The organism is Halomonas sp. SpR8 (assembly GCF_031010195.1).
Lineage (GTDB): Bacteria > Pseudomonadota > Gammaproteobacteria > Pseudomonadales > Halomonadaceae > Vreelandella.
Genome location: NZ_JAUAMC010000012.1, coordinates 22,124 through 48,152, shown reverse-complemented (window position 1 = coordinate 48,152; position 26,029 = coordinate 22,124). Strand labels below are relative to the sequence as shown.

The 26,029-nt window shown below is 53.1% G+C and carries 28 protein-coding genes; 17 read left to right on the top strand and 11 right to left on the bottom strand.

Features of this window, described 5'->3' with window-relative positions; translation table 11 throughout:
- Positions 1-84: 84 nt before the first annotated feature.
- The 4 genes from QT230_RS19010 to QT230_RS18995 form a co-directional block, all read right to left on the bottom strand.
- Entirely contained in the window at positions 85-2,262 is a 2,178-nt protein-coding gene (locus QT230_RS19010) for a TonB-dependent siderophore receptor (RefSeq protein WP_308323730.1), read from the bottom strand.
- Positions 2,263-2,431: 169 nt separating this feature from the next.
- Positions 2,432-2,851 carry a hypothetical protein gene (locus QT230_RS19005; protein WP_308323729.1) on the bottom strand — a complete coding sequence of 140 codons (420 nt, stop codon included), beginning with the start codon at positions 2,849-2,851 and terminating at the stop codon, positions 2,432-2,434.
- Between the two features lie 159 nt (positions 2,852-3,010).
- Positions 3,011-3,424, bottom strand: a complete 414-nt coding sequence (locus QT230_RS19000; RefSeq protein ID WP_308323728.1) for a hypothetical protein — start codon at positions 3,422-3,424, stop codon at positions 3,011-3,013.
- Between the two features lie 62 nt (positions 3,425-3,486).
- Positions 3,487-4,308: an aldo/keto reductase gene (locus QT230_RS18995; RefSeq protein ID WP_308323727.1), complete on the bottom strand. Its 822-nt coding sequence runs from the start codon at positions 4,306-4,308 to the stop codon at positions 3,487-3,489.
- 204 nt (positions 4,309-4,512) lie between these two features.
- Here QT230_RS18995 and QT230_RS18990 point away from each other — a divergent pair, with 204 nt between their 5' ends.
- Both QT230_RS18990 and QT230_RS18985 read left to right on the top strand, forming a co-directional pair.
- The gene (locus tag QT230_RS18990) at positions 4,513-4,878 is read left to right on the top strand and encodes a hypothetical protein (protein ID WP_308323726.1); all 366 of its coding nucleotides are present in this window, start codon (positions 4,513-4,515) and stop codon (positions 4,876-4,878) included.
- A 119-nt stretch (positions 4,879-4,997) separates the two neighbouring features.
- Positions 4,998-5,756: an alpha/beta hydrolase gene (locus tag QT230_RS18985; protein ID WP_308323725.1), complete on the top strand. Its 759-nt coding sequence runs from the start codon at positions 4,998-5,000 to the stop codon at positions 5,754-5,756.
- An 855-nt stretch (positions 5,757-6,611) separates the two neighbouring features.
- Here QT230_RS18985 and QT230_RS18980 read toward each other — a convergent pair.
- Positions 6,612-7,847, bottom strand: coding sequence for an AGE family epimerase/isomerase (locus QT230_RS18980; protein ID WP_308323724.1), 1,236 nt, complete (start codon positions 7,845-7,847; stop codon positions 6,612-6,614).
- Between the two features lie 218 nt (positions 7,848-8,065).
- On the opposite strand from QT230_RS18980, the gene QT230_RS18975 reads away from it, so the two are divergent.
- The 4 genes from QT230_RS18975 (at position 8,066) to QT230_RS18960 (ending at position 10,142) form a co-directional block, all read left to right on the top strand.
- The gene (locus tag QT230_RS18975) at positions 8,066-8,263 is read left to right on the top strand and encodes a DUF899 family protein (protein WP_308323723.1); all 198 of its coding nucleotides are present in this window, start codon (positions 8,066-8,068) and stop codon (positions 8,261-8,263) included.
- On the top strand, positions 8,260-8,622 hold the full coding sequence (locus QT230_RS18970) for a DUF1801 domain-containing protein (RefSeq protein ID WP_308323722.1): 363 nt from the start codon (positions 8,260-8,262) through the stop codon (positions 8,620-8,622). Before QT230_RS18975 ends, QT230_RS18970 begins: the two co-directional genes overlap by 4 nt.
- Before the next feature lie 100 nt (positions 8,623-8,722).
- Positions 8,723-9,067 (top strand): TfoX/Sxy family protein, encoded by a 345-nt coding sequence (locus tag QT230_RS18965; protein WP_308323721.1) that lies wholly within the window; start codon positions 8,723-8,725, stop codon positions 9,065-9,067.
- Positions 9,068-9,377: 310 nt separating this feature from the next.
- On the top strand, positions 9,378-10,142 hold the full coding sequence (locus QT230_RS18960; RefSeq protein ID WP_308323720.1) for an SDR family oxidoreductase: 765 nt from the start codon (positions 9,378-9,380) through the stop codon (positions 10,140-10,142).
- Between the two features lie 258 nt (positions 10,143-10,400).
- Here QT230_RS18960 and QT230_RS18955 read toward each other — a convergent pair whose 3' ends face one another.
- A complete protein-coding gene (locus tag QT230_RS18955; protein WP_308323719.1) occupies positions 10,401-11,069 on the bottom strand; it encodes an NAD(P)H-dependent oxidoreductase in 669 nt (222 codons plus the stop codon).
- Positions 11,070-11,210: 141 nt separating this feature from the next.
- On the opposite strand from QT230_RS18955, the gene QT230_RS18950 reads away from it, so the two are divergent.
- Positions 11,211-12,059 carry a LysR family transcriptional regulator gene (locus QT230_RS18950; RefSeq protein WP_308323718.1) on the top strand — a complete coding sequence of 283 codons (849 nt, stop codon included), beginning with the start codon at positions 11,211-11,213 and terminating at the stop codon, positions 12,057-12,059.
- Between the two features lie 91 nt (positions 12,060-12,150).
- On the opposite strand, the gene QT230_RS18945 is transcribed toward QT230_RS18950, so the two are convergent.
- Complete coding sequence (locus QT230_RS18945) at positions 12,151-13,071, bottom strand: LysR family transcriptional regulator (RefSeq protein ID WP_308323717.1); 921 nt, start codon at positions 13,069-13,071, stop codon at positions 12,151-12,153.
- Positions 13,072-13,206: 135 nt separating this feature from the next.
- Here QT230_RS18945 and wrbA point away from each other — a divergent pair, with 135 nt between their 5' ends.
- Together wrbA and QT230_RS18935 are read left to right on the top strand one after the other, a co-directional pair.
- Positions 13,207-13,842: an NAD(P)H:quinone oxidoreductase gene (gene wrbA, locus QT230_RS18940; protein WP_308323716.1), complete on the top strand. Its 636-nt coding sequence runs from the start codon at positions 13,207-13,209 to the stop codon at positions 13,840-13,842.
- The gene (locus QT230_RS18935) at positions 13,842-15,056 is read left to right on the top strand and encodes an MFS transporter (protein WP_308323715.1); all 1,215 of its coding nucleotides are present in this window, start codon (positions 13,842-13,844) and stop codon (positions 15,054-15,056) included. The genes wrbA and QT230_RS18935 overlap by 1 nt, the downstream gene beginning before the upstream one ends.
- A gap of 92 nt (positions 15,057-15,148) precedes the next feature.
- Here QT230_RS18935 and QT230_RS18930 read toward each other — a convergent pair whose 3' ends face one another.
- Positions 15,149-15,937: a helix-turn-helix transcriptional regulator gene (locus QT230_RS18930; protein WP_308323714.1), complete on the bottom strand. Its 789-nt coding sequence runs from the start codon at positions 15,935-15,937 to the stop codon at positions 15,149-15,151.
- 93 nt (positions 15,938-16,030) lie between these two features.
- Between QT230_RS18930 and QT230_RS18925 the strand changes: the two genes are divergently transcribed.
- From QT230_RS18925 to QT230_RS18905, 5 genes are all read left to right on the top strand, one after another.
- Complete coding sequence (locus tag QT230_RS18925) at positions 16,031-17,596, top strand: MFS transporter (protein ID WP_308323713.1); 1,566 nt, start codon at positions 16,031-16,033, stop codon at positions 17,594-17,596.
- A 37-nt stretch (positions 17,597-17,633) separates the two neighbouring features.
- On the top strand, positions 17,634-17,963 hold the full coding sequence (locus tag QT230_RS18920; protein WP_083007844.1) for a helix-turn-helix transcriptional regulator: 330 nt from the start codon (positions 17,634-17,636) through the stop codon (positions 17,961-17,963).
- On the top strand, positions 17,956-18,447 hold the full coding sequence (locus QT230_RS18915) for an SRPBCC family protein (protein ID WP_308323712.1): 492 nt from the start codon (positions 17,956-17,958) through the stop codon (positions 18,445-18,447). Before QT230_RS18920 ends, QT230_RS18915 begins: the two co-directional genes overlap by 8 nt.
- A complete protein-coding gene (locus QT230_RS18910; RefSeq protein ID WP_308323711.1) occupies positions 18,434-18,862 on the top strand; it encodes an SRPBCC domain-containing protein in 429 nt (142 codons plus the stop codon). The genes QT230_RS18915 and QT230_RS18910 overlap by 14 nt, the downstream gene beginning before the upstream one ends.
- A gap of 159 nt (positions 18,863-19,021) precedes the next feature.
- A complete protein-coding gene (locus QT230_RS18905; RefSeq protein WP_308323710.1) occupies positions 19,022-20,218 on the top strand; it encodes a multidrug effflux MFS transporter in 1,197 nt (398 codons plus the stop codon).
- A gap of 259 nt (positions 20,219-20,477) precedes the next feature.
- Here QT230_RS18905 and QT230_RS18900 read toward each other — a convergent pair whose 3' ends face one another.
- The gene (locus QT230_RS18900; RefSeq protein WP_308323709.1) at positions 20,478-21,212 is read right to left on the bottom strand and encodes an aminotransferase class IV family protein; all 735 of its coding nucleotides are present in this window, start codon (positions 21,210-21,212) and stop codon (positions 20,478-20,480) included.
- Between the two features lie 80 nt (positions 21,213-21,292).
- Here QT230_RS18900 and QT230_RS18895 point away from each other — a divergent pair, with 80 nt between their 5' ends.
- Positions 21,293-21,646 carry a MerR family transcriptional regulator gene (locus QT230_RS18895; RefSeq protein ID WP_308323708.1) on the top strand — a complete coding sequence of 118 codons (354 nt, stop codon included), beginning with the start codon at positions 21,293-21,295 and terminating at the stop codon, positions 21,644-21,646.
- A 118-nt stretch (positions 21,647-21,764) separates the two neighbouring features.
- Here the strand turns inward: QT230_RS18895 and QT230_RS18890 are convergent, their stop codons facing one another.
- Positions 21,765-22,982 carry an MFS transporter gene (locus QT230_RS18890; protein WP_308323707.1) on the bottom strand — a complete coding sequence of 406 codons (1,218 nt, stop codon included), beginning with the start codon at positions 22,980-22,982 and terminating at the stop codon, positions 21,765-21,767.
- Positions 22,983-23,094: 112 nt separating this feature from the next.
- On the opposite strand from QT230_RS18890, the gene QT230_RS18885 reads away from it, so the two are divergent.
- Positions 23,095-24,030, top strand: a complete 936-nt coding sequence (locus QT230_RS18885) for an AraC family transcriptional regulator (protein ID WP_308323706.1) — start codon at positions 23,095-23,097, stop codon at positions 24,028-24,030.
- 172 nt (positions 24,031-24,202) lie between these two features.
- Complete coding sequence (locus QT230_RS18880; RefSeq protein WP_308323705.1) at positions 24,203-25,108, top strand: LysR substrate-binding domain-containing protein; 906 nt, start codon at positions 24,203-24,205, stop codon at positions 25,106-25,108.
- On the opposite strand, the gene QT230_RS18875 is transcribed toward QT230_RS18880, so the two are convergent.
- Complete coding sequence (locus tag QT230_RS18875) at positions 25,093-25,968, bottom strand: NAD(P)-binding domain-containing protein (RefSeq protein ID WP_308323704.1); 876 nt, start codon at positions 25,966-25,968, stop codon at positions 25,093-25,095. The genes QT230_RS18880 and QT230_RS18875 overlap by 16 nt on opposite strands.
- Between the last annotated feature and the right edge of the window lie 61 nt (positions 25,969-26,029).

The following is a 26,029-nucleotide window of genomic DNA, read 5'->3' as shown; positions in this document are numbered from 1 at the left end:
TTCATTAAAGGTCTTGCTTAGCTTTCGGCTGCAGGATTTTTTAAAGCGATATGCCTACAGCCGAGATGCAGCAGAATAAGAGTATTAGAATCTGGCTCTTAAACTAACCGCTACACTGCGGGGATCGCCATAGGTGTTGTAGCTGTTCATCCCACCAATACGGGCATAGTAATGGCGGTCTGTCAGGTTGTTTACCGCTAATGCCACACTGGTATGGGAGGTGAAATCGTAACCCAGTTGGGCATTAAAGATCGCGTAACCACTCCCTTCCCGAACACCTTCTTCGCCGGTACCGTCAATCGCTGAGTTGGCGATCATGCCAGTACTGATTCGCCAGGGTGAGCCACCCGGTCGGTAAGTGCCGTATAGTTTGAGTGAGTGCTCTGGCTCGAACAATGAAAATTGCTCTCCGTTCCTGTTCTGGTCGACTTCATACTGACTAGTCAGGTACGTATAACCAGCTGTCAGGTTGAGGTTCGCCATTGGACTTCCGCTGATTTCAATCTCGGCCCCTTCCACGACGACTTCGCCCGCTGCCAGAAATGAGCCAGGATTATCGAGGTCACGGTAGGCGCGATTCACGTCCTGAGTACGAAAAATCGCAGCACTATACTGCAACTGGGATTCGTTCAACTGACCTTTGATTCCCAGTTCAACTTGCTTGCCTACGCGTGGCTCTAGCGTCTCTCCGGTAACCGTGGTTTGAGACTGGGGCATAAAGATATCGGCATAACTGGTGTAGGCGACAAGCTGTGGGCTGATTTGATAGATCAGGCCGCCTGAAGGGGTGAAGGTGTCTCTTTCGCGGCCGCTTGTTTCCCATTCCGTGGGGGGTGAAGGAGAAACGTATCGACCGGAGTCGGTAAAGTTACTGAGGCGGCCCCCTATCACGACGGTGAGACGATCAATGGGAGAAAGCCGCAACTGAGAGTAAATACCCTGTTGTTCGGTCTCGTACTCCCAGCCCCTATTGTAGGGTCTGACACTGTTCTCAGGCACAAGGTCTGGCCGCCCAAGGGGAATGTCCTCAACGGTGGAGTAGGCGCCATAAAGCGTTTCGCCACTATAGCGTTCGTAGTTGAAACCGAGCGTTGCTTCATGGTCTCTCCCGAGTAGAGCAAAGGGGCCCGTGGCGAAGATATCCAGCGATTCCCGTCTTGACTCGTCATCCCACCCCCGACGCGTATATCTGGCTATATTGCCTGTATCGGGGTCGACACCCGTGCTCGGGTAGGCGTCATTTAGATACCAGTCACTTTGGGAGTGGCCCACTAACGCCTTGAGAGTCCAACCGTTGCTTAGGTAGTGTGCACCCTCAAGGCCAAAGGTTGTCATTTGGGTATCGTAGGTAGCCCAAGAGGGTGTGGGGTTGGTGGATCTGGATACATCGAGGAGTCGGCCATCGGTATAGGCGGGCAGCCCGGAGAAAGGGCTGGTCTCACTGTCTTGGGTGGCTGCATAAAACGAGAGAGTCGTTGACGGAGTAATATCATAATCCAACGTGCCGTAGAAAAAGTACTTTTGGGCATCGGCACCATCGTAGAAAAATTCACGATCTTGACCTGAAACCACGATTCTACCTCGCAGATCACCTGCCGTATCAAGCGGTGCGCCAACATCCAGCTCGGCCCGCTGATTATTCCATGAGCCATACGTGAGCGCCGCGCTAGCCTGCGCTTCACTGGGCGCACGCTTGCGAACAAAATTGACGGTGCCGCCGGGCTGGCCCGAACCTTGAAACAAGCCCGCTGGCCCACGAAGAACCTCTACTCGATCAAACATCGCTAGGTCGTACTGTTGGGTGGCGTTCAACCCGCCAAAGGCGGGTACGCCATCGTAGCTTGGCTCTAGAAAATAGCCGCGTGACCTAATTTGAGATGTGGCTCCGTTCCAGGGGGTTACCGTCACTCCAGTGACCTGTTCCAGCGCCTCCTCGACGCTTTGCAGGTTTTGATCTCCGATTCTTTGCTGAGTAATCACACTGACTGAATGGGGTATTTCCATGACAGATACGGCGCTCTTGCTGCCTACCGTTAGCACCGGCGCGGTGTAGCGGCCGCTTCCTTCTGTAGTGGCTTCTCTATAAGCGTTTACTGTAATGGGCGGCAAGGCGTTGAAAACACGACTGGACTCGTTCGGGTCGGCTTTAGCAGCGCCAGCCCAGCAAACAAAGCCTAATGCGGTGCCGATGAGTGACAGCCTAAGCAGGCTTGATGATGGTGACTTGGTTAACAAAAGACCGTGTGGTGAGTCGCTAGGCACGAGGGCTCTTTTTTTTGTCATGGCATTGGGGCCTTAGTTTAGTGATCAGGTAGATGTTTAAAATTTGCATTATTTTCTTATTTTTAATTATGTTATAACATGTCTTTAGTGGAAGGTTAGAATATTTAAAAATAACTGCTTCGCAACGTCAGTATTATCCGTGTGCGTGCTAATGCTTGGATTGGAGGCTTTTCCAGGCTAGCCCAACCAGCGCAATCACTACCAGTAGCACAGCCTGGGCGATGAAAGCGTAACCAACGTAGCCCCTATAGGTGGCCATCCGCTGCCGGGCGTCGGGCGAGGGCATGGGGGTGTGGCCGGCGCGCATGTTCTCGTGCATGTGCTCGACCTGAGTGGTGGCAGGTATCGCGCAGGTGATGGCCGGGTGACTGACGATAAACTTCAGCAGAAAATCCGCCCAGGTGTCGCAGCCGCATTCCGTCTTCGCCCATTCAGGCAATGGCGCGTTACGGCGTTTGAGGTTCTTGATCAGGCTGCCGCCATGCTCGAAAAATGCTTTAACCACCTCGGTACGCGCATCGAGCAACTTCGGGTCACTACCAACGTTGAATGTGCGCCAGGTACCCATGCCAATCACGGGCAGCTTTTTGTCACTCCCTGCAAAGGTCTTCCGGTGGATCCCGCCGGTGTTGGCAAGCAGAAGTGCGCTTGGGCATCATGGCGGCGAGCGAGGCACCCATGAGCGTAAGGCTTTGTCTGCGCGTGATGCGATGTTTGATGGGATGGCTCATAGCGGTCGCTCCTTCCGATTTTTTTGAATCGGCACCGTGGCCGCCAACACCAGCACAAAGCATGTCAGCACAAATACCTTATTAATAAACCAGTTGGTGCGCCAGATCGACCACTCAGGGTCGCCGAGAAAACGCACGAACAGGGTGCAGATGATGAGAATTTCAATCACCGACATGCCCACCGCCAAGGCACGCGTATAGCGGGGCCGTTTGAGCAGCGCCCAGCCTAGCCAGACGTGCGCCACTGACCATAAGTCCCAATAGATATAACGCGCCCAGTGCTCCCCGTATGCCAGCGCATAGCCAACGGGAAACAGGTATTTGATGAACAGCGTCCACGCCGCGAGGATAAACAGCAGGTGGGCGAGAAAGCGGATCCAGGCATTGGGTTGCGGGGCGGGCAGTGACATGACATCGCTCCTGTCCGGGGCCGTTGGGGCCTGAGATGTTTTACGCCGCTGATAGCTCGTCCTCACACCATCTTCAAAGAGTGCTTGCGCGTTGCTGGGGGATAAGCGGCGTCGATCTGAGCCAGGTCATCGTCGTCGAGTCTGACGGTATCTGCCTTGGCGTTCTGTTTGAGGTGATCCAGGTTAACGGCTTTGGGAATAGCGATCACCCCGGGATGGCGCAGTGCCCAGGCGAGGGCGATTTGCGCAGTCGTGGCGCTGTGCTTGTCGGCGATGCGTTGCAGGACGGCGTCATGCAGTAGCGCGCCGCCCTGGCCGATGGGGCAGTAGGCCATGAGCGGCATGTTTCGCTGTGCTTGCCAGGGCAGCAGGTCGTATTCAATGCCGCGTGCTTCGGGGTTGTAGAGCACCTGATTGGTGGCGCAAGCGGGCGCGTCGAGCTCTGCCAAGTCGTCAATGTCGAAGTTCGACACGCCCCAGCGCAGGATCTTGCCCTGCTCGCGTAGCCGCTCAAACGCTGCCACTGTTTCGCTCAGCGGGTACTGGCCGCGCCAGTGCAGCAGGTACAGATCGATAGAGTCGGTGCCCAATCGGCGCAGGCTGTGCTCGCAGGCGGCTTGAACTCCCTTGGAGCTGGCGTTGTGCGGGTAAACCTTGCTGACCAGATACACCTCATCGCGCCGGTCACGGATCGCTTGGCCAACGATCTCTTCTGCGCCGCCCTCGGCATACATCTCTGCGGTATCGATCAGCGTCATACCCAGATCCAGACCTTCGCGCAGCGCCCTGATCTCAGCCTGCTGCTGCCCGGCATTCTCGCCCATATGCCAGGTGCCCTGGCCTATACGGGGTACACTTACTCCACCTAGCTCGATTTTCTGCATGTCTAAATCCTCTGCTGTGATGCTATTCCAACTCATGTTCATTAAGCGCAGGAACCGTCCGAAGGGGTATAAGCTACCAGAATACTGCGAACCCTCTAGCCTTCAGGCGCTAGAGGAGTATTGAGCAGCCACTCATCATCTGTTTCACCAAGCGCTGAGCGTGGCACATGCCTGGTTGCAGCGCTGAATAAAGGAAGCGATAGCATGAATCCTATTTCAAATACATACACATCAACAATTGCGTCGCGTGCATTTGAGGCAGTCTTTGATGGCACTCGACAACAAATACGTCTTGAAATTGGCCACCCCGTTCAGGACGTTGAGACTGTCGCTGGGAAAGACTGGCGATGCCCTGTTCGCGTACTCGTCGACGACAATCAAGTGTTTATTAAAAATGCATGTGGAGTGGATTCCTATCAAGCGCTAGCTTTAGCAACCAACCAACTGTCGGGCATTGCATTGCACCAAGCAGCTTCTGGTTCTCAAATATTTGAATTTCTTGGGCAGTCCATAGAGATCGAATCATTGCTACAAAACAATCAACAAGGCAATCCACCGGACGCTCGTTGAGTATGTTCAACGATCGACATAATGTTGAGAATCTTATTGAGCGGGTGGTACTAACCCAGGGAAAATTGGCCATTTAATGGACGGTTAGGCGATTAAACTTACTGAGCGAGGAAGATAAAATGACGCATAGAAAACAAGCAGTCGTTCTTATCCACGGTTTGTTTGGCTCTTTGAACGATCCGAAAATATTGGCAGAGTTCGATCAAGTAGAGGTGCATGCGCCTGACTTGATTGGCTACGGTGCACTTTCCCAGCAAGAAACAGCAGGCATCGATTTACTTGCTCAAGCGGAACATGTTGCTAAGTACATTTTAGACGCTGGAATTGAACAGGCTCATATCGTAGGACACTCGGTAGGAGGCGCAATTGCAGTTCTGGTGGCCGATCGTTTTCCAGAGCTAGTGTCGTCTTTAATCAGCGTGGAAGGAAACCTCACTATTAAAGACGCTTTCTGGTCTGCCGAATTGGCCGCTATGCCGATAGAGAAAGTTGAAGAAATAGTGGCCTGTTATAGACACGCGCCATCTGATTGGTTCGCGAGCGCTGGCGTGCCTATTACGGAATGGACCTCGCGTTTAGCTACCTCCTGGCTTTCCAATCAGCCAGCGACGACTATAAAAGCGCAAGCTAAAGCGGTAGTCGAAGCAACGAAGCCGAGTACGTATCTCCAAACCCTCTCTCGCCTTATCGATTCCGGCCTTGCTGTCAGTTTAATTGCTGGCACTCGATCGCCTGATGCATGGGACGTACCCGACTGGTTGACTCGTACATGCACGATGCGAATCAACATTGCGGACACAGGGCATCTAATGATGGCGGAGAGCCCGGCTCGATTTTCGTGCGCTGTTCAAGCGTGTGTCGCGTACAACAAACCATAACGTAGTGTCGCACTACATAGCACGCAGGGGCTGGACGATTCCCTGGTACTCGTCTTTTGGATGCGATTTCAACGTCCAGGAACTGGATGTCATCGCTGAGTACATTGCTCTGGATAACCCTGCTACTGCAAGCCATTTGGTCGGAGAAGCTTTCGATAAAATCGAGCGTTTGTAAGATTTCCCCATTCCGGGCAGATTCCTCCGGAGCTGCCTAATTCGATATACAGGGAAGTAGTGGTTCCACCGTGTCGCATTTTTTATAGAGAAGATGAGGGGCGGGGTCTCGTTCTCTATGTAATGCGAGAAGAGCGGATGCTTCGGGCGTGCATGCTTGGGAGCAGCTAACCAGGCGAGGCACTCGGGTGCCTTTGTCTTCGCTTTACTACTTCACCGCTGCACTTTAGGCGCGCCGCAAAGCCGGGTCCAAGGAGGCGCTTTGAATCTTCTATTTATATGCAGCGAAAATAGGCTACGCAGTCCGACGGCTGAAGGCGTCTTTTCAGCTTATCCTGGTATTCAAGCAATCGGCGCTGGGACAAGTTCGAGTTCTAAAACCCCTGTTTCTTGGCGCTTAGTTGAGTGGGCTGGCTGACATTGTCCTGGTGATGGAAAAGAGCCACCGGGATGAGGTCGCCAAGGCGTACAAGGAATTGCTGAAGGGGAAGCGGCTAGTCTGTCTGGATATTCCTGATCACTATGAGTTTATGCAGCCCGAACTCATTACCTTACTCAAGGAAAGGGTTCCTGAGTATGTGCGATTATCGACAGTCGGAAAATAGCTAGGATAGCCACAGTGACAACGACACTGGCACTTGACCTCAGGTGGTGCGGCTACCTTGGATAAAGGTTGAGCTATTACAGCCGCTCGACAGCCAACGCTAAATTGAGTGCCAAGGGTAGCCGCGGTAGCAGCGTGGCCTGGTAAGCGTGGTAGAGATCGGGCTTGATGTCGCCTTCGGTAGTGTCGATCTGCAGTTTACCGTCCAGCTCCTGATACCAGCCGCCCCGGGCGCGATCAATAAAGGCGGTGTTGACGAAATCCCACAGTTGCCGATACCAGCGCTCGTAGTAGGCTTCGCCAGTGCGCTGCAGAAATGCGGCAGCGGCGGCCAGTGCTTCACAGTGAGTCCAGTGGCGACGCCGCCGGGAGTTTGGGCGCCCCTCCCAATCCACGGTATACACTAGCCCCGGGGCGCCGTCGGTGGCCCAGCCGTCACGCAGGCTGGCGTCAAATAACGCCGCGGCGTCAGTGAATAGCCAAGTAGGAACTGCGCGGCCGCGGGTTTCCAGCGCCGCTTCCAGGTGCAGCATCAAGCGCGACCACTCGAAACCGTGACCCGGCGTGGCGCCATAGGGGTAGAAACAGTCGTCGGGGCGGTCGGCGTTGTGCTCCGGCCACGCTGACCAGTCGCCATGAAAATGCTCGAGGATGCGGTAATCCCGGGGAGTCGCGTGGCGGTGTATCAGCCGTTCGACGATGGCTAGTGCCCGATCAAGCCACAGCGGTTCATCGCGCACGTCGGCCAGCGCCAAGCACAGCTCTACGCCGTGCATGTTGCTGTTGCCGCCGCGGTAGTCGCTCAGTTCGCCCCAGTCCTGGCTGTAACTCTCCACGAAGGCCTGCTCGTCCGCCGACCAGAAGCGGGTGTTGATTATCCCGACGGCCTCTTCGAGCAGAGCAGCCGCGCCGGGAATGCCTGCGTGGGTCGCAGTGGCGGCGCCGAGGGCTACGAAGTGATGGGTATAGCACTGCTTTGTGCGGTCGTCGCTGGCGGCGGGATCGGCGCCGAACCAGCCGCCGTATTGCTCGTCGTGCAGCTTACCTGCCAACGCACGAATCGCATGTTCGGACAGAGCGGCAGCGCCCGGTACGCCCTGTAGCGCCGCTAAAGCACAACTGTGGGCCATACGCGCGGTGAGCATGGTGTCGGCGCTGGCGCCGTGGGGAATACGCCCGTCACCATCGAGCACTGCGAAACCTCCTGAGGCCAGACGCGCCTGGCGATGGAATTCGAACAACGCAAGCCCTTCGCGGGTCAGCCAGTGGTGATGGGTAGCGCTATCGATCCAGCGCCGGGAATTTTGATCCATCGGTAGTCGCCTTATGGGTTGCGGAGTGCCAGTAACAAATGCTTGAGCAATAGCGCTTTTGGGCAGCTTGACTACTCTGTTATATCAAATCGGTTATATCAAATCGGTTATATCAAAGGCAGGTGGTTAGCTTAATTTAGAATGAGATACTGAGCTAACTACCAGCGTCTACGCATGTATATATAGTATTGTATGGCATTAAAATAGGAGGCTTGAAGATGCCGGCTATTAAGCAACCATTACTGAAGGTTGTCTCCCTTGAGACTTGGGAAGCGTCACTCAACCAGTTGCTCATTAAAGAGAAAGCGCTGACTCAGGCACGCGACGCTTTGAGCGCTGAGCGTAGAAAGCAACCCATGGTGAATCTGGGGTTAAAGACTGATGGAATTAATGTAGTTAAGAGGTTGTCAATATGAGTTCGAGCAAGTTTAGTTCAGTGGAAGATTACCTGAGTTCATTAGACTCAGAGAAAGGAAATACCCTTAGGAATGTTATTGACGTTATCCTCAAAAAATTTCCTGAATTAGATTGCAAGCTGGCTTGGAATGTACCTCAGATTTGTAAAGATAGTGATTACATATTTGGTGTGTCAGCGTTGAAACGCCATCTTGCGCTTGCCCCTTGGAGTGCCAAAGTGATGGATGACTTTAAGACCAGGCTTGAAAACGAAGGATACGTTGTTAAGAAACATTTATTTCAAATTCCTAGTGACTGGGAGGTTGATGAAAAATTATTAAAAGACCTAGTAATAGCTCGGCTTGCTGAACTGAGCTGATTTTGACTCGACTTTCGTTTAAAATGATGTCAGTCCATTCTAGCCTGAAGATTCCATACAATATCGCTATGCGGCACGGCTGAAATCGGATTTTAGGATAATGAAAGCTACCAGCGAATTTGTCGCGAACCTCAGCGACGTATTTGCGCTTTTTGGTGAAATAGAAACTAAGCGCATGTTTGGAGGGTATGGCGTTTATCGCGATGGTCTTATGTTTGCGATCGTCGCCGATGATGTTCTTTACCTCAAAGCGGATGAATATTCGGTAGGCTCCTTTATCGAGTTAGGAATGGAGCAGTTTGAATACGCGAAGAGGGGTAAAAAGGTGAAAATGGCTTATTACGCTGCACCCGAGGAAATCTTTGAAAATCCAATTCACGCCAAGGAATGGGCCGATCGTGCTTATGCAACAGCATTGCGGGCGAAACGCCTGAAGGGTAGGTAAGGCCAGACTCAAGAGAAAGTCAACAGGCAATTATATCTCTATCAAAGAGTAGAGTGGACTAAACACTCGCCAAAATTATCGTTGTAATGACCCCATATAAGTCGACAGCTTTTATTGACTTCGTGGACTTATTCCGGAGCAGTATGAGCAACGGCTCACTGCGACGTAACAGGACTCCGATGTAATCAGCATCTGTATAACCGCGTAATATAGCAAGTTTCGGGTCGGCGCTGGGTAAACGACCTCTTATGATCTTCGCTGTTGAGGGGAGAGTTCTCCCTATCTCTGAACAGTGATGGAGGTCACAAAGATGAGTGCACTCGAAAATAAAGTCGCCATTGTTACTGGTGCCAGCGCAGGCATTGGCAGAGCGACAGCCCGGCTTTTTGCTAAGGAAGGCGCGAGTGTCGTGGTAGCGGCCAGAAGAGCGTCAGAGCTGGATACGCTGGTGGATGCCATAAAAGAGGAGGGTGGCCAAGCGTTAGCAGTTGCTGGCGATGTAGGTGATGAGCATTTCGCCAAGCAGCTCGTTGATGAGACACTAGCGCGGTTTGGTCAGTTGGACGTGGCGTTTAACAACGCAGGCATTTTAGGCGCAATGGGACCGGTGCCCGAGATGTTATTGGCCGATTGGGATCAGGTAATCACAACCAATTTAACGAGCGCTTTTCTGGCAGCTAAGTATCAGTTGCCTGTCATGCGGTCGGCTGGCGGTGGCTCGTTAATTTTTACTTCGACATTTGTCGGCTATAGCGCAGGAATGCCAGGCATGGCGGCTTATGCGGCCAGCAAAGCAGGGTTAATCGGGCTGACGCAAGTGCTCGCTTGTGAATATGGCCCTCATAACATTCGGGTAAATGCATTATTGCCGGGTGGAACTGATACCGCTGCAGCCAGGGAGTTTGCTAACACCCCCGAAGCGTTAGCGTTCGTAGCCAACCTACATGCAATGAAGCGGACGGCAAAGCCTGAAGAAATTGCCCAATCTGCTCTCTACCTGGCTTCTGATGCCTCCAGCTTTACAACTGGGGCTGCGCTGTTGGTAGATGGCGGGGTGTCAATAAACCGTACCTGAAGATAGGGCCCCACTCGGACTATTATAATCAGGTTGAGAAGGCCGATCATGTGCTATACAACAATGCATGGTGACAGGCAGTCCCCTCTGGAGGAGGGGGCTACCTCCTTTGATGGGAGTGCTATGAATTGCCAGGTCAAAAACTATGACACAACGAGCTATAACATCTCAGTTTAAGGCGACGCTTCTTCGTCCGACCAAGTAGGAGAGCGATGATTCGCTGGCTTGTGTCGTGCTGCCCAGCTACTGCTTAAATATTTATTCGTTGCTAGCTAAATCAGCTGCTAGCAATCCGGCATTTTTAAGCGCACTTGCAACTGATTGCTGATGCCTTTCATCTCCAAATTCTTGGTATTCCGCAGAAATTTCGTGAAATGATTCGATACCCAAGTATCTGCCCAATGTCTTAATATGCGGCCCGAGGTGATTCATATGCTCACGTTCACCTCCTGGCCCAAACCCAAACTCTCCGCATGAGGAGACTAAAATAAGTGTTTTCCCAGACAAAAGCGGCTCTATAGGATGATCACCACGAGCTAAATCAAAACTAAATGTTTTATTTATACGCATTACCTGGTCGAACCACGCTTTAAGAGGGGCAGGCATGCCGTAGTTGTACATAGGTGAAGATATTAAGATGACATCCGCTTGCGCTAACTCGCTAAATAGCTGATCGGATAACGCTAGTTTTTCACGTTGCTCAGAGCTTTTTCGCTCATCTGGTGTGAAAACGGCACCTATCCAGTCTTGGTCAATAAAAGCAGGTGGATTCAAGCCAATATCACGATAAATGTAATTATCTGTACTGTGAGCAGATTGCCATTTATTAACAAACTGCATAGCAATACGTTTTGATATTGAGTTGTGGTCAGGGTTTGGGTTTGTCGCTTTACGTACGCTAGCGTCTATATGAAGTAATGTGCGCATGATGGCCTCAGCAGGTAGCGGTGTGGAGTGGCTATGCTGCCCTTTTGCCAATACTGCGACAAATGAATAAACTGGATCGATAGGTGAGAAAAACTTATCTATTGAGAAGCCAGGCTGAGACCAAAAAATAGGAGGCTAGCGGTGAATGCTTCACTACAGGCGATTAAGGTGTTTGAAGCAGCCGCTCGGCTGGGGAGCTTTAAAGATGCTGCCGAGGAGCTGTCGATAACGTCGGCAAATGTGTCGCATCACATCAGCAATCTTGAGAATAGGTTGGGAGTGCGGCTGTTTACCCGAATCAATCGAGGCGTGATTTTAACCTCAGAGGGGCATCAGCTCTCTGAGGCGACAACCGTCGGTTTGCAGAAAATCCAGACTGCTTTAGATAATATTAAGTCAGATGCCTCAAAGCTGAATGTTGATACCACCTCATCCTTTGCCGCCCTGGTGCTAATTCCGTTGCTACATGACTTCAATAAAATCTATCAAAATGTTGATGTTGAAGTATCAACGGGTGAAGTAGTGGCATCAAAAGTGAATACCCTCTCTATTCGTTTGGGGGACGTAACCCGGGTTGATGAGTCAAGTTTATTAAAAAAAGAGCGTTTTAACGTATATGGGAGCTTTCCTTTTATCCGTTCCATCACAGTGGATAAGCCACCTACGGTCTATCTGACTAAGTGGAAAAACAATAAACTGCCGGACTCACCTTGGGAAAACTGGTTAATAGAAAATGGAGAGTCACTTCCAGAATTTGAAATAAAGTATTTTGACCAGGAGCTTTATGGTGTGTATGAAGCTATTGCTGGGAAAGGACTGGTGTTTTGTTCAGAGACCCTGGTTTCTGACTTTGTGAAAGCTAACGCATTGCAGCCCATTTCGTACCAAAGCGTCGATTCTCTGCTGTGTTACTACATCCCAACCGAAAGCTGGCAGCATAGCGCCAAAATGCAGACTTTTGTCGATTGGCTTAAGTCTCAGATCAAATAGGGTTGCACTGCTTTTTTCCCAACATCGGACAGATAACGTTGCTGGTTAAAGCATAGCGACCACTCTTGAGTTGCGGATTAATCGCCACTTTCTACGCCGTACCTAACGTCATTGACTGACGAATTAGGGCCTCCTTTAACGTTTTGGCAGCTGGCCCGAGGTGTTCGTCTGTACGATGCATCAGCCACATCCGAGCAACGGTTTCGCCCTCAGAGCCGAATTCGGCCGCCGGTATTCGGACGAGTCGTCCTTCCAGTAGATCACGCTCGATCAGCCATAGCGGCAGATTGCCCCAACCAATCCCTGCGCAGATTAGCGCGTGCTTTATTGAGTTATCGCTCACCCGCCACGTACCCGGTGACAGTACATCGTATTCGCGACCGCGAGTGAGAGTGGATGGGTCTTCGGTAACGATTTGAACATAGTCAGCGAGTTCGGCTGCCGTAATGCTCTCCCCGCTGGCTGTGCGATTGGCCAACGGATGGCTTGTGGATACCACGGCAGCACGTGGGACAAACACAATAGCTTCTCGCTCGATCCGAGGATCGGGGATGTCAATTCCGCTGATGGCAAGGGTGCAGTGATGCTGCTGAAGTAGCTGAATGGCCTCACCCAGCGGAGCAGACAGCACGCGTACCGATACAAGTGGGTAGGCGTTCTGTAACTCTTTTAAGGCCCGCGAGGCAACAGTTAGCGGAAATTGTGGATCGAGCGCGATATCCAGTCCTAGTTCTACACCCTCTCCAAAGCCCCGTGCACGAGCACGAAGTGTGTCAACTTTAAGAAGAATGGCGCGTGCGTCCGCCAGCAGCATTCTCCCCTCGGGCGTCAAAACAGGCCGGTAGCCCGAGCGGTCAAAAAGAGTAACGCCCAGCTGCGACTCGAGATTGCCAATGGCATAGCTGACCGCTGATTGTGCTCGCCCCAGGCACTCCGCACCACCGCTAAAGCTTCCTGCTTCGCTAACGGCAATGAGCACACGCATTTGGTCAAGTGTCAGGGCATCTAACATGATCGATTAAGTAGATAGTTAAAGACTAAATGTTGTCATTTTTTTAGTTAATTGACTAGTGTAGTTTTGCCTAAGGAGTGCGAAGGGAGCATGACTGCATCCTCCTCATTTTGAGACACCTTAGGAGAACAACACATGAGTAACGTACTTGTCCTTTACTATTCCAGTTATGGCCATATCGAGACAATGGCGGAAGCTGTGGCAGAAGGCGTTAGGCAAGCGGGTGCTAATGTTGCTATCAAGCGAGTGCCGGAGTTGGTGCCTGAGAATATCGCCAGTCGCTCAGGCTACAAGCTTGATCAGCGAGCGCCGGTTGCTGAAGTCGCAGAACTTGCGGATTTCGATGCCATCATCATTGGTACTCCGACTCGCTTTGGCAACATGGCGAGCCAGATAAAGAATTTTCTCGACCAGGCAGGGGGGCTGTGGTTTGAGGATCGTCTCGTGGGCAAAGTCGGTAGTGTCTTTACTTCAACAGGTAGCCAGCATGGCGGTCAGGAATCGACGATTCTCGCTACGCAGGTGGTGTTGATGCATCTGGGTATGGTGATCGTCGGCTTGCCTTATACCTTCAAGGGGCAAATGCGTATGGACGAGATTACCGGCTGCTCGCCCTATGGTGCCTCTACGCTGGCTGAAGACGATAAGCAAGGTAGTCGCCAGCCAAGCGCCAATGAACTTGACGGAGCACGCTTTCAAGGCCGACACGTTGCAGAAATAGCCACCGCTCTGGCAAGCGGCTGGGAGCAGAGAACGCAGGTCGTCTCCTGATGAGTGGTGCTCACCCGTCGCAAACGGCTGCGGCGTGGCCCGTAGTCGCACTGATCATCGGGGCGGGCGTCATTTCAGCCTGCCAGGTTGGTAAGGCATCGATGGCTCTCAAGGCCGTGCAAGGGGAATTGCAGTTGGGACTCGGTACGGCTGCTTGGTTGATGTCTGCGTTCGCCGTCATCGGTGCCGTCGCCGGAGCACCTATCGGTTTAGCCGTTGATCGCATTGGCGCAAGGCGAATGGCTCTCTGTAGCTTAGTGGTAATGGGGATAGGCTCTGCGCTAGGAGCGTTTTCAAGCGATGCTAAAATGCTTCTTGCGACACGCGTTTTTGAAGGCCTAGGTTTTCTCGGGCTCACTGTCGCTGCCCCTACACTGATTGCCGCAGCAGCACCAGCCAGTATTCGCGGTAGAGCGATGGCGCTTTGGGCAGTTTTCATGCCGGTCGGAATGACCGTGGTCTTTCTATCAGCGCCACTGATGAGCTGGCTTACATGGCGGGGTTTTTGGCTGTTCAACGCTGGAATCTTAATTGGCTATGCCGCCCTTTTGGGGTGGGCAGTGTCAGCGTCGGAGAGTTTCAGAGCAAATCATAACTCGATACTTGGCGATATAAGAGAAGCTATTACTGCCCCTGGGCCTTGGGTGCTTGGGGGGTTATTTGTCGTCTTCTCTTGCGTCTTCTTCGCTCTTTTTAGTTTTCTGCCAACGTTGCTAGCAGAGCGCCTTGGGGTCAGTGATGAGAGTGCGAGTTTGCTAAGTGCCGCTGCCATCGCGTTAAGTGGTGTTGGTAATATCGTCGGTGGGCAACTTTTGACTCGCGGGGTGCCGTCCATCTATCTCTTGACGGCAGGTTTTAGCGCTATGGTGTTAGGTGGTATCGGCGTATTCAGCGCGCCCACACTAGAGTGGGGGGTATACGCTTTGTGTGTAGTTTTTGCCTTTGCTAGCGGGTTTGTGCCGGTGGTGATCTTTAAAAGTGCCCCGGATTACGCGCCTCACAGCTCACTGGTTGGTGCCACACTTGGCTTTGCCATGCAAGGTAACAATATCGGGCTATTGATTGGTCCCGTGGTTGCAGGAGGATTGGTCAGCGCTTTTAGTTGGTCAGCGGTATCGTTGCTGATTAGCGTAAGTGGATTTTTAGCAGTACTTTTACTCATCGCATTTCAAAAGCTACACGTGCAGCCCGGAAGGAGGGCACTCCAGCTTTAACGAGAAGTTTAGCCGTATGTTAGGAGTGACTCCTGCCCAGTATGTTGCGCGGGTAACGATGTCTCCGGCTCGTCAGTGGCTAGTACACGAAATTAGCTGTCGAAGTAAACAACCATCTTGAGGTGACGGTGCTCATCAACGATAAGCGTCTCATGGGTATAGGTATGATGCTCGCCCTCTGTATCAAGGAGGCTGCTGATTCCTCGGTTGTAACCTTCCATGCTTGACGCTTCCCACCAGTGCCGGAAGTCTGGCGATAACTGGCAAAGCTCTTCAATTTGCGTTTGCATGACTGGGTCTTCAGGGGCGACAGCTAAGTCACAACGAAACTGTGCCAGCATATTCGATGCATCCTGTTGCCAGTTAGGGAGTCGTCGACGCAGGTCGGGAGCCGTAAATACCATCCTTAATAGATTGCGCTCAGACGCTTCTCGGCTGCTGAACTGAAGTAATTCATCAGCCCGCGCATTCCAGCCAATAGCATCCCAACGCAGGTTCATCACGTAACTAGGGCGAGAGAGGTCATCCATCAGCGACTGGATTCTGGGGGAAGTGCTCTGCTCTTGATACGCTTCTGCAGGCGGCGCTCGGCGGTGCGCTAATAGAAATAGGTGACAGCACTCGGCGTCATCCAGTTTTAGGGCACGGGAGAGGTTGAGCAGGAAGCGTTCGGAGACTTTAATGTCACGGCCCTGTTCAAACCACGTGTACCACGTCAGGCCTACCCCAGCGAGCGCTGCAACCTCTTCTCGTCTTAAGCCCGGGGTGCGCCTTCGTCCGCTGGTGGGAAGCCCGACGTCAGCAGGCGTTAATTTTTGACGATGCCGCAGCATGAATTCGGTGAGATCACACTGTGTTCGCTCAAGCCTATGATTGGCCATGCTATTACCTCTAGTAATAGGATAATTAGCTATATTGTAACCCCATATAGAGTGTCTGAGAATGCCTGCTTCCATGATGAAGTCGGAGGCGACATGTCATTCAGCTGTGATGTTCACACCCCTTGTAATACGGATGTAGTCGGGCGATCCAGTAATAAGGCTGGCATTAAAGAGTGGGCGGGGCTTGCGGTACTGGCACTGCCCACCATGCTACTTGGGCTCGACGTAACTATTCTCTACCTTGCGCTTCCTGCCTTAGCGGTAGAGCTGCAGCCTAGCAGTACTCAGGCGCTGTGGATTATGGACGCCTACGGCTTCATGATCGCCGGTTTTCTGATCACGATGGGCACGCTAGGGGACCGGGTTGGCCGACGTCGGCTACTAATGATAGGGGCCTTTGCGTTTGCGGTCGCGTCAGTGTTTGCCGCTTATGCGCCTAATGCCGAGTGGCTTATTGTGGCGCGTGCAGCACTGGGTATTGCCGGAGCAACGCTGATGCCTTCTACGCTGGCCCTGATTAGCAATATGTTTTTTGATCTGCGCCAGCGGGCATTGGCGATTGGGATATGGGCGACCATGTTTGCACTGGGGATGGCCTTGGGGCCAGTGGTCGGTGGGTTGCTGTTAGCCCCTTTTTGGTGGGGAGCGGCTTTCCTAATTGCCGTGCCCATCGTCATCGTACTGTTATTAACTGCGCCATTACTGCTGCCGGAGTATCGCAATCCGCATGCAGGCCGTCTGGATATTTTGAGTGTTCTACTGCTGTTGATAGCAATTCTGCCAAGTATCTATGCCATAAAGGCGTTCTCTAAAGCCGGTGTGACGCCACTGGTATTGGCCACACTTGCGCTGGGAATCGTGGGAACACTGCTCTTTGTGCGTCGACAAAAGCAGCTTCTTGATCCTTTGCTTGATCTCAAACTGTTTGCCAGTAAAACCTTCACTGCTGCGCTGGTCATAATGTTGCTGGGGCTGGTGGGTGTGGCGGGAATGATGCTTCTAGTCACTCAATATCTTCAGCTAGTGGCGGGCCACACGCCGCTGATTGCTGGGCTGTGGATGGGGCCGCCAGCGCTGATGATGGTACTTGCCGGTATCCTTGCCCCTATCTTTGCGCGCCGTATTCGGCCTGCGTTTGTCATTGCTGTAGCGCTTATGCTTTCAAGCATCGGTTGTGGTTTTCTGTCTCAAGTAGACCCGCTCTCTGTTCAGGTACTTCAGGTCGTTATGGGGTTTTCATTAGTGTACCTGGGGTTGGGCACTATCGCCGCTCTGGGCACCGACTTGGTGGTAGGAGCGGCTCCTCCGGAAAAAGCCGGGTCCGCGTCGTCGATGTCTGAGATGGTTCAGGAGTTAGGTGTGGCGCTGGGCGTAGCACTTCTCGGTAGCCTGGCAACCCTGTCGTATCGCGTGCAGATTGCCAGTGCGATTCCTGACGAGGTGCCAGACGATGTCTCCCGTGCCCTTGGAGAAAGCTTGTGGTCCGCAACGTCCGTTGCTGAACGACTTCCCGACGGGATACTTGAGCAAGCACAGTCAGCGTTTACGCAAGGGATGAATGCTGTGGCCATCGTCAGTGGCATCACTATTTTGGCGCTTGCGTTGTTGTCGGTTGCTAGCCTCCGGCATGTACAGGCAGTTGGTGAGGGTGAGCACTAAATTTTGACATGCAACTCTTTAGTTGCATAATGTCGTTATGACAACTAATCTCAATCTTGTTTTCAAAGCGCTCGCCGATCCCTCGCGGCGCCAGCTTCTGGATAGCCTGTTTGAAAATAATGGGCAGGCACTCAATGAGTTGTGCGAACGACTCTCCATGAGTCGACAGGGCGTTACCAGACACTTGGCGCTGCTGGAAGAAGCGGGGCTGGTGGTTACGGCGTGGCGGGGGAGAGAAAAGCTGCATTACCTCAATGCCGAGCCAATTCAGCAGATCCACCAACGCTGGGTCAGTAAGTTCACTCATCAGCGGATTGCGGCGGTGGACAGTCTCAAACAGAAGCTTGAGGACCATCACAATGAGTAAGCCCGATTTTGCCTACGTTATTTACATTAACACGACGCCCGAGAAACTGTGGAAAGCGTTGACGGAAGGAGAGTTTACCCGCCAATACTGGGGTGGGCGGCAGATTACGTCGGCGTGGACAGCGGGAGCTACGGTTAAGCACGTCAAGGCCGATGGGTCATTGGATTGGCACGGCGAGGTGCTGGAGTCAGACCCGCCGCACCGTTTGTCCTATACCTTCATTCCTGAAAACGATGACGAGATGCCAGGATACGAGGGCGAAAAAGTTGATCTGACGAGACCTGAAAAACCGTCTCGGGTGACGTTTGAAATTAGCGAGTATATGGGTCAGGTGCGTCTGACACTGGTTCACGATCAATTCGAGGAGAACAGCAAAGTACTACAAGGCATTAGCGTCGGCTGGCCAGTTATTCTTTCTAGCCTCAAAAGCTTGCTGGAAGGCGGCAGCCCTCTGCTAAGGAGTGATACTGATGGTACACATTGAACATATTCAATACGTCAATGCCCCTCTTTCACGTGTTTACGACGTGTTGACCACGGCTCGTGGCTTGGCCGAGGTGTGGACCCAGGATTTAACATTCACTGCCCAAATTGATGCGGTCAATGAATTCCGGTTTGGGGATGAGCACCCGACAAAGATGACGATCGTGGAGCTGGTGCCCAACAATAAGATGACCTGGCAATGTATCGATTCAGACCCGGAGTGGATTGGGACCAGCGTCAGTTTCGAGCTAGAACAACGAGGAGGCAAAACGGCTGTCACTCTCAAGCATACCGATTGGCGTGAAGTGACCGAGTTCTACCGTTTCTGCAACTATAACTGGGCGATATTCCTGCTGAGCCTTAAGCAATACTGTGAAGAAGGGGCCGGTATTCATTACCAGACCCGGACGTTTTAGTAGAGCAGCTGTTCAATTGTGACAAGCAATCACGATCAGCCTTCAGAATAATATTTTGCAAATTGTTGTCGATATTTACCTCCCCCACACGACTGCTTGGCATAGGACGAAGCCATTTCGGCTTTCGGATGAACGCACTTATTTACAAAGGAATATTCAGTGAAAGCCGATATGATCAAAATGGCACTAGTGCTCGGCCTGCTGAGCTGGATCGGCCCTTTTGCCATTGATATGTACCTGCCCGCTATGCCGACCATCAGTGAAGACCTGGGGGCGACGGTGTCGGCCGCGCAGTGGACGTTGATGTCGTTCTTTATTGCGTTTGGTGTCTGCCAGCTTTTTTACGGACCGGCCTCCGATGTGTTCGGCCGCAAGCCTCCGCTCTACTTTGGCCTTGGTATCTTCGGTGTCGCCTCGATTGGTTGTGCATTCGCGCCCACCATCGAATGGCTGATTGCTTTGCGCTTTTTGCAAGGTATGGGGGCGGCTGCGGTCATGTCCATTCCGCGCGCGGTGATCCGTGACCGCTACACCGGCACCGAGGCGACTCGCATGATGTCCACCATCATGCTGGTGATTGCCGTTTCACCCATGCTGGCACCCCTGATGGGCACCTCGATCATCGTGCCCTTCGGCTGGCGTGCTGTCTTTCTGGCAGTCGCCATTGCCACGGTGTTGGGCCTGTTTCTGACCGGCTTCGCTTTGAAGGAAACGTTGGCCCCGGCAGACCGCGCACCTTTTCGCTTCAACGCCATGATGAAAGCTTTCGGCGTGTTGTTCCGGGACTCGGGATATATGGGCCTGACGTTGATTGGTGGTATGGGCATGGCCAGTTTCTTTGCCTTTCTGGCCACCGCCTCATTTCTCTACACCGGCTACTACAGCCTTACAGCATTCCAGTTCAGTCTCGCTTTCGCACTGAACGCCCTGGGGTTCTTTACCACCAGCCAGATTGCCTCCAATCTCGGTGTCCGTTTCGGCTCCATCACGGTGGTGAAATGGGCGGTGGCCGGTTACGCCGTGTCGGCCTGCCTGATGTTTACGCTGGTGGCGCTGGGATACACCAGTTTCCCGCTGCTGGTGGGAATGCTGATTACAACCTTTGCGTTTCTTGGTCTGGTGGTTCCCACGTCCATGGTGTTGTCATTGGAGGAACACGGCCCCATTGCCGGTACAGCGGCGTCCCTGGGCGGCACCCTGCAAATGATGCTGGGCGCGGTCGCCATCGCTGTGGTCAGTGTGGTGTTCGACGGCACTCCGCTGATGCTGACCGCAGCCATAGCACTGTGCTCACTGCTGGCAGCAGGCTTGTCGCTGGCGACCTTGCGCGGTACGTCACAAGAGGCCGTGGTCTAGGGTTTTTGGAGAATGTCACATTGAACCGCGCTCGAGTGCCTGTTACCGACCTGCTCTCAGGTCCCGCTATCCAAGCAACGAGACCGGCAATACCACTAGGTTCGTTGTGACGCGGGATGGCCATGGCGGCGCGCTGAAAGTTTGGTTTTTCGCTGCACAAGTAATAAACGAGCGGGCTTAAAAGAAATTAGCGGGTTCAGCCTGGTAGGCGTTATGGAGCAAATTGATGAACGGTTTTGCTTCTGCAAAAGCCGTTGAATCAATGGCAGTGACAGTGATCCCATGGTGTCCATGAGTTCATCACCGCCGCACCGGACAGTTCTCGAAGCCGTTCGGTGGTAATTGCCTCATGACGCTGGGGAATCTCAAGGCGATCCAGTTGACGCTGGACGATGTTCATCATGGTGCCCTGTAGTATCTCGGCCTGTGGCCAGATAACCGCCTCGCCGTCCCAAAAGACAAGATTCCATATCGTTGCTTCGCTTAGGTGCCCGTGGCTATCTACAAAGGCTGCATCGTCGAAGCCCTGGCGTATGGCTTGATGTAGATAGAAGGTTTTGCCGGATTCGCCAACATGTTTAATGGAGGCCAGCGGTCTTTCATGTGCCACTGTACCCAGCCTCAACGGGCCTACGGGGCCGTGAGAGGGGGCATCCGTGCGGATGAGCACTGCTAGCTCCCCATCCATGCTGGCCGCCGTGAACTCACCATTACGGGAAAAGATGGTGACTGTCAGTGACTGGTCTTTCGGACCCTCATCAATGGCTGTTCTGATGTAGGACAAGAGCTGTTCATCGGGAAGCGCTCTGCCAAAAAAGTCTATTGAAGCGTTTCGTAGGCGATCTAAGTGAAGGTCTAACCCTTTAACCTTGCGGTCTCGTACCTGCATTGCTGTGAAATGCGCAAACCCGGCAAAGGCGAGGGGGATTAGTTCTGAAAGAGTGGCTGGTTGCCCATTGATATGGGCCTGAACATTGTTGACGTTAGCAGACATGGTATTGACTCCTGATTGAACTGGCAGTGAGGAGTCACTACCCTAAACCCTTACAGTGCTGTAAGGGTCAAGAGGATGAAATGAAAATAGGTGAATTAGCAAAACGTACCGGCGTGAGCATCCGCATGCTGCGTTACTATGAAGAGGCTGGCTTGCTAAAGCCGAAGCGCAGCGCGAGTGGGTATCGTGATTATGTTCCGAATGAGGTCCGCACTGTCGAGCGGATCAAGCTGCTTGGTTCGGCAGGCATGACCCTTGCGACTATCCAGCAGTTTTTACCCTGTGTGAGAGGCGAGGAGCCTGTCTTCGAACCCTGTGACGAACTGCGCAATGTCTTGCATGAACAAATTCGTCTTACTGACCAGAAAGCGGCGAAACTGGCCCAAAGCCGAGCCATTCTGGAGCGTTTCTTGTGCGATATAGAAAGGCGCTAAAGCGCTAGGTAGCGGTAATTTCAAGGGGCATATAATGCTTGAGACACTACGTTTTTGCTGAGTGGTCTAGTCCAAAGGAAAGCCGGGGAAGTATTACTGTCCCCCGGCTTTCTTGCTATCAGGCCGGGCGTTTTGAGCGTGGCCCAAATGACAACACAAGCAGTGTTCCCAGACTGATAGTGATCAGAGCTAATAGGGGTCCACCCAAAGCGCCGAGGTAATCCACTAATATACCACCGCCTATGGCGCCACTGGCGATAGCAACCTGAAAGGCGGCAACTATCAAGCCTCCTGCCGCTTCAACCTGATCCGGCGCAGCGCGAACTATCCAGGTTTGAAATCCGATGGGAAACGCGCCAAAAGCAAACCCCCACAGTGCGATAGATACAGCAGTAACGCTGGCCAAACTACCCGCGAACAGTAACGTAATGGTGATCGCAATAATGAGTGCCCCACCAAATAGAATGGCGTTGCGCTCGCTACGCTCAGCGATAAATGCACCGGCGAAATTGCCAAAGAAGCCACCAATACCAAAGCCGAGCAGTACAGCAGAGATTGCACTGACGGATAGTTGCGCCACTTCTTCAAGGAGCGGTCGTATGTAGGTAAATCCGGCAAAATGACCTGAAATCATCAGCACCACGGCTAGTAGCACAACACGAACCTGCGTGCGTTTGAGCAGATGGAAGAGAGTGCGCGAACTTGGGTTGTCTTTTGGCGGCATGGCGGGAATGGCGAAAAGCTGAGCCACGAGCGTTACCAGACTAAGGCAACCGGCGGCAATAAACGCACTGCGCCACCCCCAGAGACCACCAATATAGGCGCCCAGAGGCGCTGCACAAACGGTAGCGACAGACACACCCGTCAGAACAATAGACATGGCGCGGGCAAACAGGTTATCGGGCACCATGCGCATTGCTAGCGCAGCGGCCATCGACCAGAACCCTCCCAAGGCAATTCCCAGCAATACGCGAGCAATAATTAAAATAAAAAAGCTATTCGCCGTTGCTGCCATGGCATTGGAAACAACGAGCAGTAGCGATAAACCAAGCAGCACAAACCTGCGATCAAAATTGCGGGTAAGAAGTGGGAGTGTTAGCGCGGCAAGCGCAGCTACCGCAGCGGTAGCCGTGACCGCCTGGCCTGCGGCGCCAGCGGATATATTGAGATCTGCTGCCATGGCCGTCAGCAAGCTGGCCGGTAAAAATTCGGCAGTCACCAAACCAAAAACCCCCAGCGCGAGGCTGACAATACCCATCCAATTGGCTGGGGTAGGTTCATCAGTGGGTGTTGCTATTAGTAACGACTGGCTAGCGGAGCAAGTAGTGTTGTTCATTGCAGGCCTACTAAAGTGTTAGTTGGAACGGCAGTGTAAAAGTAAGATTTTGGCTTTTCTATGATATAAAATCCTTAAGTCATGACTATTTGTCCAAATTGAGTCCATTAATATGCGCGACACATTAACTGAAATTCTGCTCGGCCTGCGCCTTGAGGGCGTGGAGTATGGTCGCTGCTTGCTGCGCGCCCCTTGGGCTGTCACAACCTCTGCCCAGTCAGCAGCACATTTTCATTTTGTGGCTCAAGGCGGGTGCTGGTTGCGTACCGAGACAATCGACTGGACTTATCTGAGCCCTGGCGATGCGGTGCTCTTTCCGCGCGGTGGGTTCCACGTAATGGCCAGCTCGCAGAACGTGCCAGCAGTGGATATGGCTACATTGGCTCGTAGGCCGGTCTCTGAGAATATTTATCTGGTGAACAGTGAATCAGAAGAGGGCGATATTGAACCGGATGTGCTTTTCTGTGGTGCCATGCACTTCAATCTCGACCCGCTACATCCACTGATCGCGATGATGCCTGACATGATGCGCGCAAGCGATTTGGCTAAACGCGACCCATCGGTACCTGCTTTACTGGAGGCAATGGAGCGAGAGGTTAGCCTGGATCGGATCGGTGCCTGCGGCATACTTGCCCGTTTGGCCGATGTGCTGGCCGCCAGTATTATTCGCGCTTGGATTGAGTGTGCCTGCAGCGACGACTCCAGCGGCTGGATTGCAGCCGTGCGCTGTCCACAGCTCGGCAAGGTGTTGGCAGCCATTCACACGCAACCGGAGCGCGATTGGTCAGTCGCCGAGTTGGCACATGTCATGGGGGCTTCGCGCTCAAGCTTTAACGAGAAGTTTAGCCGTATGTTAGGCGTGACTCCCGCCAAGTATGTTGCGCGGGTAAAGATGTTTCAGGCTCGACAGTGGATAGCACGGGACAATATGCGCATTGCCGTGGTCGCTAACCGGCTTGGCTATGACTCCGAGGCCTCATTCAGTCGCGCGTTCAAACGCATTATTGGACACCCGCCGAGTGAAGCACGTGAAGCAGAGGCTGTGTGATGGTGAAATCTCTTCTTTAGCACCACGTGAGATAGGGGCGTTGTGTGATTTCCCTGAAGGCCACTCAAAGGCCTTACGTACTATTTCCTCCATCATTGAGATGGCGGTGCTCATTTACGCTTAGCGTCTCATGAGTATACGTATATCGAATACCGCTGAATTCAAGGACCTTATGAGTACGTTAAGCCTCAATGACCTGAAAGTGTTCGTGCAGGTGGTGAACCACGGGGGGTTCACCGCTGCAAGCCGACAGCTGAATGTGCCCAAGTCAACTCTCAGCAAACGGATAAAGCAGCTTGAGCAGCAGGCTGGTGTGCGGTTGATTCACCGGACGTCGCGCAGTTTTACCGTGACCGAGCTGGGGCTGGCGCTTTACCGACACGCTTCGGCTATGCTGATTGAGGCGGAGGCGGCTGAGCATGTGATCTTTGGTCGACTGGCCGAGCCCAGCGGAACGGTTCGGGTGACCGCCTCTATTCCGACCGCTCAGCATTTCCTGGCACCACTGTTACCAGACGTTGCTGTTGCCTATCCGAAAATTCGTGTTGCGCTGCATATCACAGATAGTTTTGTGGACATCATTCAGGAGGGAGTTGATATCGCGATTAGGGATCACGTGAACCCCCTGCCGGACTCGGGGCTGGTGCAACGTCGGCTTTGTACAGATGCGTTTTGGTTGGTCGCTTCGGCAGGGTACTTGGCACGGCTGGGTCCCGCCCGACAACCATCGGACCTGGAGGGTACTGAAGGGCTATTCCCAACGCTTGGCGATACCGGATGGACGCTGAGTAACCGCGAGGGAGAGATACAGAGAGTCACTTTGCCGGCCCGCTACTATGCGAACGAAACCATCCCTCTGATGGAAGCCGCCAAGGCCGGATTGGGCATCGCTTGCCTGCCGAGCCGCCTTTGTGAGCAAGCAATCGGCGCCGGGCAGCTTCATCGGGTATTGCCAGATTGGACGGCAGGTAAGATCGCCTCCACGTTACTGATGCCGTACCGACGCGGTCAACTGCCATCGGTGCGCGTAGTGGCGGACTTGATCTTCCAGCGGTTGAGCGATCAGCTTGCCGAATGACTCATGAACAGCAGAGGAACCAACGCTGAGATATCCCGCGCTGCCTGGCCATTCTGCACACCTTGGTGAAACAGTTGCCAGACAGGTTCGATCAAGTCATCGCGCACGCCCTGCTCCCGGCTTCCATCCAGCACGTTGCGCAAGGCCGTAGCCATCATGGCGTTGTTCGAACTGGGTGTGGGGTATTCCCGGGTGTCAATCTCGTGAGCGATCTCGGGAAAGAGTTCGATCATGGCCTTGAGTAGCGACATAATCATAGGCGTGCCATGCGCGGCGGGAACTGCCTCAGAGCGCAGTAGTGCAGCGGCATGCAGAAAGCCTCCAAACATCCCGAACATTGCACTGAGCAGGCTCAAATCATACAAGGGCGCAAGGGCAGGGTCTTCGCCCACATAGGCTGGGCTGCCCAGTATGGTCAGCGTCGATTCAACGGCACGAAACGAGTCTTCAGCACCGCTGTACAGGACAAAAGCGTTGGGTTGGCCAATCAGCTCTGGCGTCACCATAATGCCGCCATCGATATAGGCTGCGCCTTGGGCGTTTACCCACGCAGCCATTTTCCGCGCCTCCTCGGGAGTGCCGTTGGTGAGGTTGACCACTGTCTTGCCGTCCAAGTGCCCGTCGGTCACAAGGTGAAAAATGTCTTGCACGGCGGAGTAGTCCAGCACTGAAATAAGTAGTAGTGAACTAGCTCCCAGCGCCTCGTCGATGTGTATGGCGTGGTGCGCGCCTCTGGCTATCAGTGACTGCGCTTTGTGCGGTGAGCGATTCCAAACCGTTACGGTCAGGTCTTTTTTCAGGAAGGCGTTCGCAACTGCGGTGCCCATGGCGCCGAGTCCTATAATGGAAATCTTGTTCATGGTTTCTCTCGCATTGGTGATGTAGGGGAAGTCCCGTTCGAGCAAGAGAGCAGTTTATAGA

Bases quoted from the DNA above. Each gene is read 5' to 3' on its own strand.
- QT230_RS19005 (WP_308323729.1), bottom strand. From the start codon at position 2,851: ATGGGTACCTGGCGCACATTCAACGTTGGTAGTGACCCGAAGTTGCTC.
- QT230_RS19000 (WP_308323728.1), bottom strand. From the start codon at position 3,424: ATGTCACTGCCCGCCCCGCAACCCAATGCCTGGATCCGCTTTCTCGCC.
- QT230_RS18995 (WP_308323727.1), bottom strand. From the start codon at position 4,308: ATGCAGAAAATCGAGCTAGGTGGAGTAAGTGTACCCCGTATAGGCCAG.
- QT230_RS18990 (WP_308323726.1), top strand. From the start codon at position 4,513: ATGAATCCTATTTCAAATACATACACATCAACAATTGCGTCGCGTGCA.
- QT230_RS18985 (WP_308323725.1), top strand. From the start codon at position 4,998: ATGACGCATAGAAAACAAGCAGTCGTTCTTATCCACGGTTTGTTTGGC.
- QT230_RS18980 (WP_308323724.1), bottom strand. From the start codon at position 7,847: ATGGATCAAAATTCCCGGCGCTGGATCGATAGCGCTACCCATCACCAC.
- QT230_RS18975 (WP_308323723.1), top strand. From the start codon at position 8,066: ATGCCGGCTATTAAGCAACCATTACTGAAGGTTGTCTCCCTTGAGACT.
- QT230_RS18970 (WP_308323722.1), top strand. From the start codon at position 8,260: ATGAGTTCGAGCAAGTTTAGTTCAGTGGAAGATTACCTGAGTTCATTA.
- QT230_RS18965 (WP_308323721.1), top strand. From the start codon at position 8,723: ATGAAAGCTACCAGCGAATTTGTCGCGAACCTCAGCGACGTATTTGCG.
- QT230_RS18960 (WP_308323720.1), top strand. From the start codon at position 9,378: ATGAGTGCACTCGAAAATAAAGTCGCCATTGTTACTGGTGCCAGCGCA.
- QT230_RS18955 (WP_308323719.1), bottom strand. From the start codon at position 11,069: ATGCGCACATTACTTCATATAGACGCTAGCGTACGTAAAGCGACAAAC.
- QT230_RS18945 (WP_308323717.1), bottom strand. From the start codon at position 13,071: ATGTTAGATGCCCTGACACTTGACCAAATGCGTGTGCTCATTGCCGTT.
- wrbA (WP_308323716.1), top strand. From the start codon at position 13,207: ATGAGTAACGTACTTGTCCTTTACTATTCCAGTTATGGCCATATCGAG.
- QT230_RS18935 (WP_308323715.1), top strand. From the start codon at position 13,842: ATGAGTGGTGCTCACCCGTCGCAAACGGCTGCGGCGTGGCCCGTAGTC.
- QT230_RS18930 (WP_308323714.1), bottom strand. From the start codon at position 15,937: ATGGCCAATCATAGGCTTGAGCGAACACAGTGTGATCTCACCGAATTC.
- QT230_RS18925 (WP_308323713.1), top strand. From the start codon at position 16,031: ATGTCATTCAGCTGTGATGTTCACACCCCTTGTAATACGGATGTAGTC.
- QT230_RS18920 (WP_083007844.1), top strand. From the start codon at position 17,634: ATGACAACTAATCTCAATCTTGTTTTCAAAGCGCTCGCCGATCCCTCG.
- QT230_RS18915 (WP_308323712.1), top strand. From the start codon at position 17,956: ATGAGTAAGCCCGATTTTGCCTACGTTATTTACATTAACACGACGCCC.
- QT230_RS18910 (WP_308323711.1), top strand. From the start codon at position 18,434: ATGGTACACATTGAACATATTCAATACGTCAATGCCCCTCTTTCACGT.
- QT230_RS18900 (WP_308323709.1), bottom strand. From the start codon at position 21,212: ATGTCTGCTAACGTCAACAATGTTCAGGCCCATATCAATGGGCAACCA.
- QT230_RS18895 (WP_308323708.1), top strand. From the start codon at position 21,293: ATGAAAATAGGTGAATTAGCAAAACGTACCGGCGTGAGCATCCGCATG.
- QT230_RS18890 (WP_308323707.1), bottom strand. From the start codon at position 22,982: ATGAACAACACTACTTGCTCCGCTAGCCAGTCGTTACTAATAGCAACA.
- QT230_RS18885 (WP_308323706.1), top strand. From the start codon at position 23,095: ATGCGCGACACATTAACTGAAATTCTGCTCGGCCTGCGCCTTGAGGGC.
- QT230_RS18880 (WP_308323705.1), top strand. From the start codon at position 24,203: ATGAGTACGTTAAGCCTCAATGACCTGAAAGTGTTCGTGCAGGTGGTG.
- QT230_RS18875 (WP_308323704.1), bottom strand. From the start codon at position 25,968: ATGAACAAGATTTCCATTATAGGACTCGGCGCCATGGGCACCGCAGTT.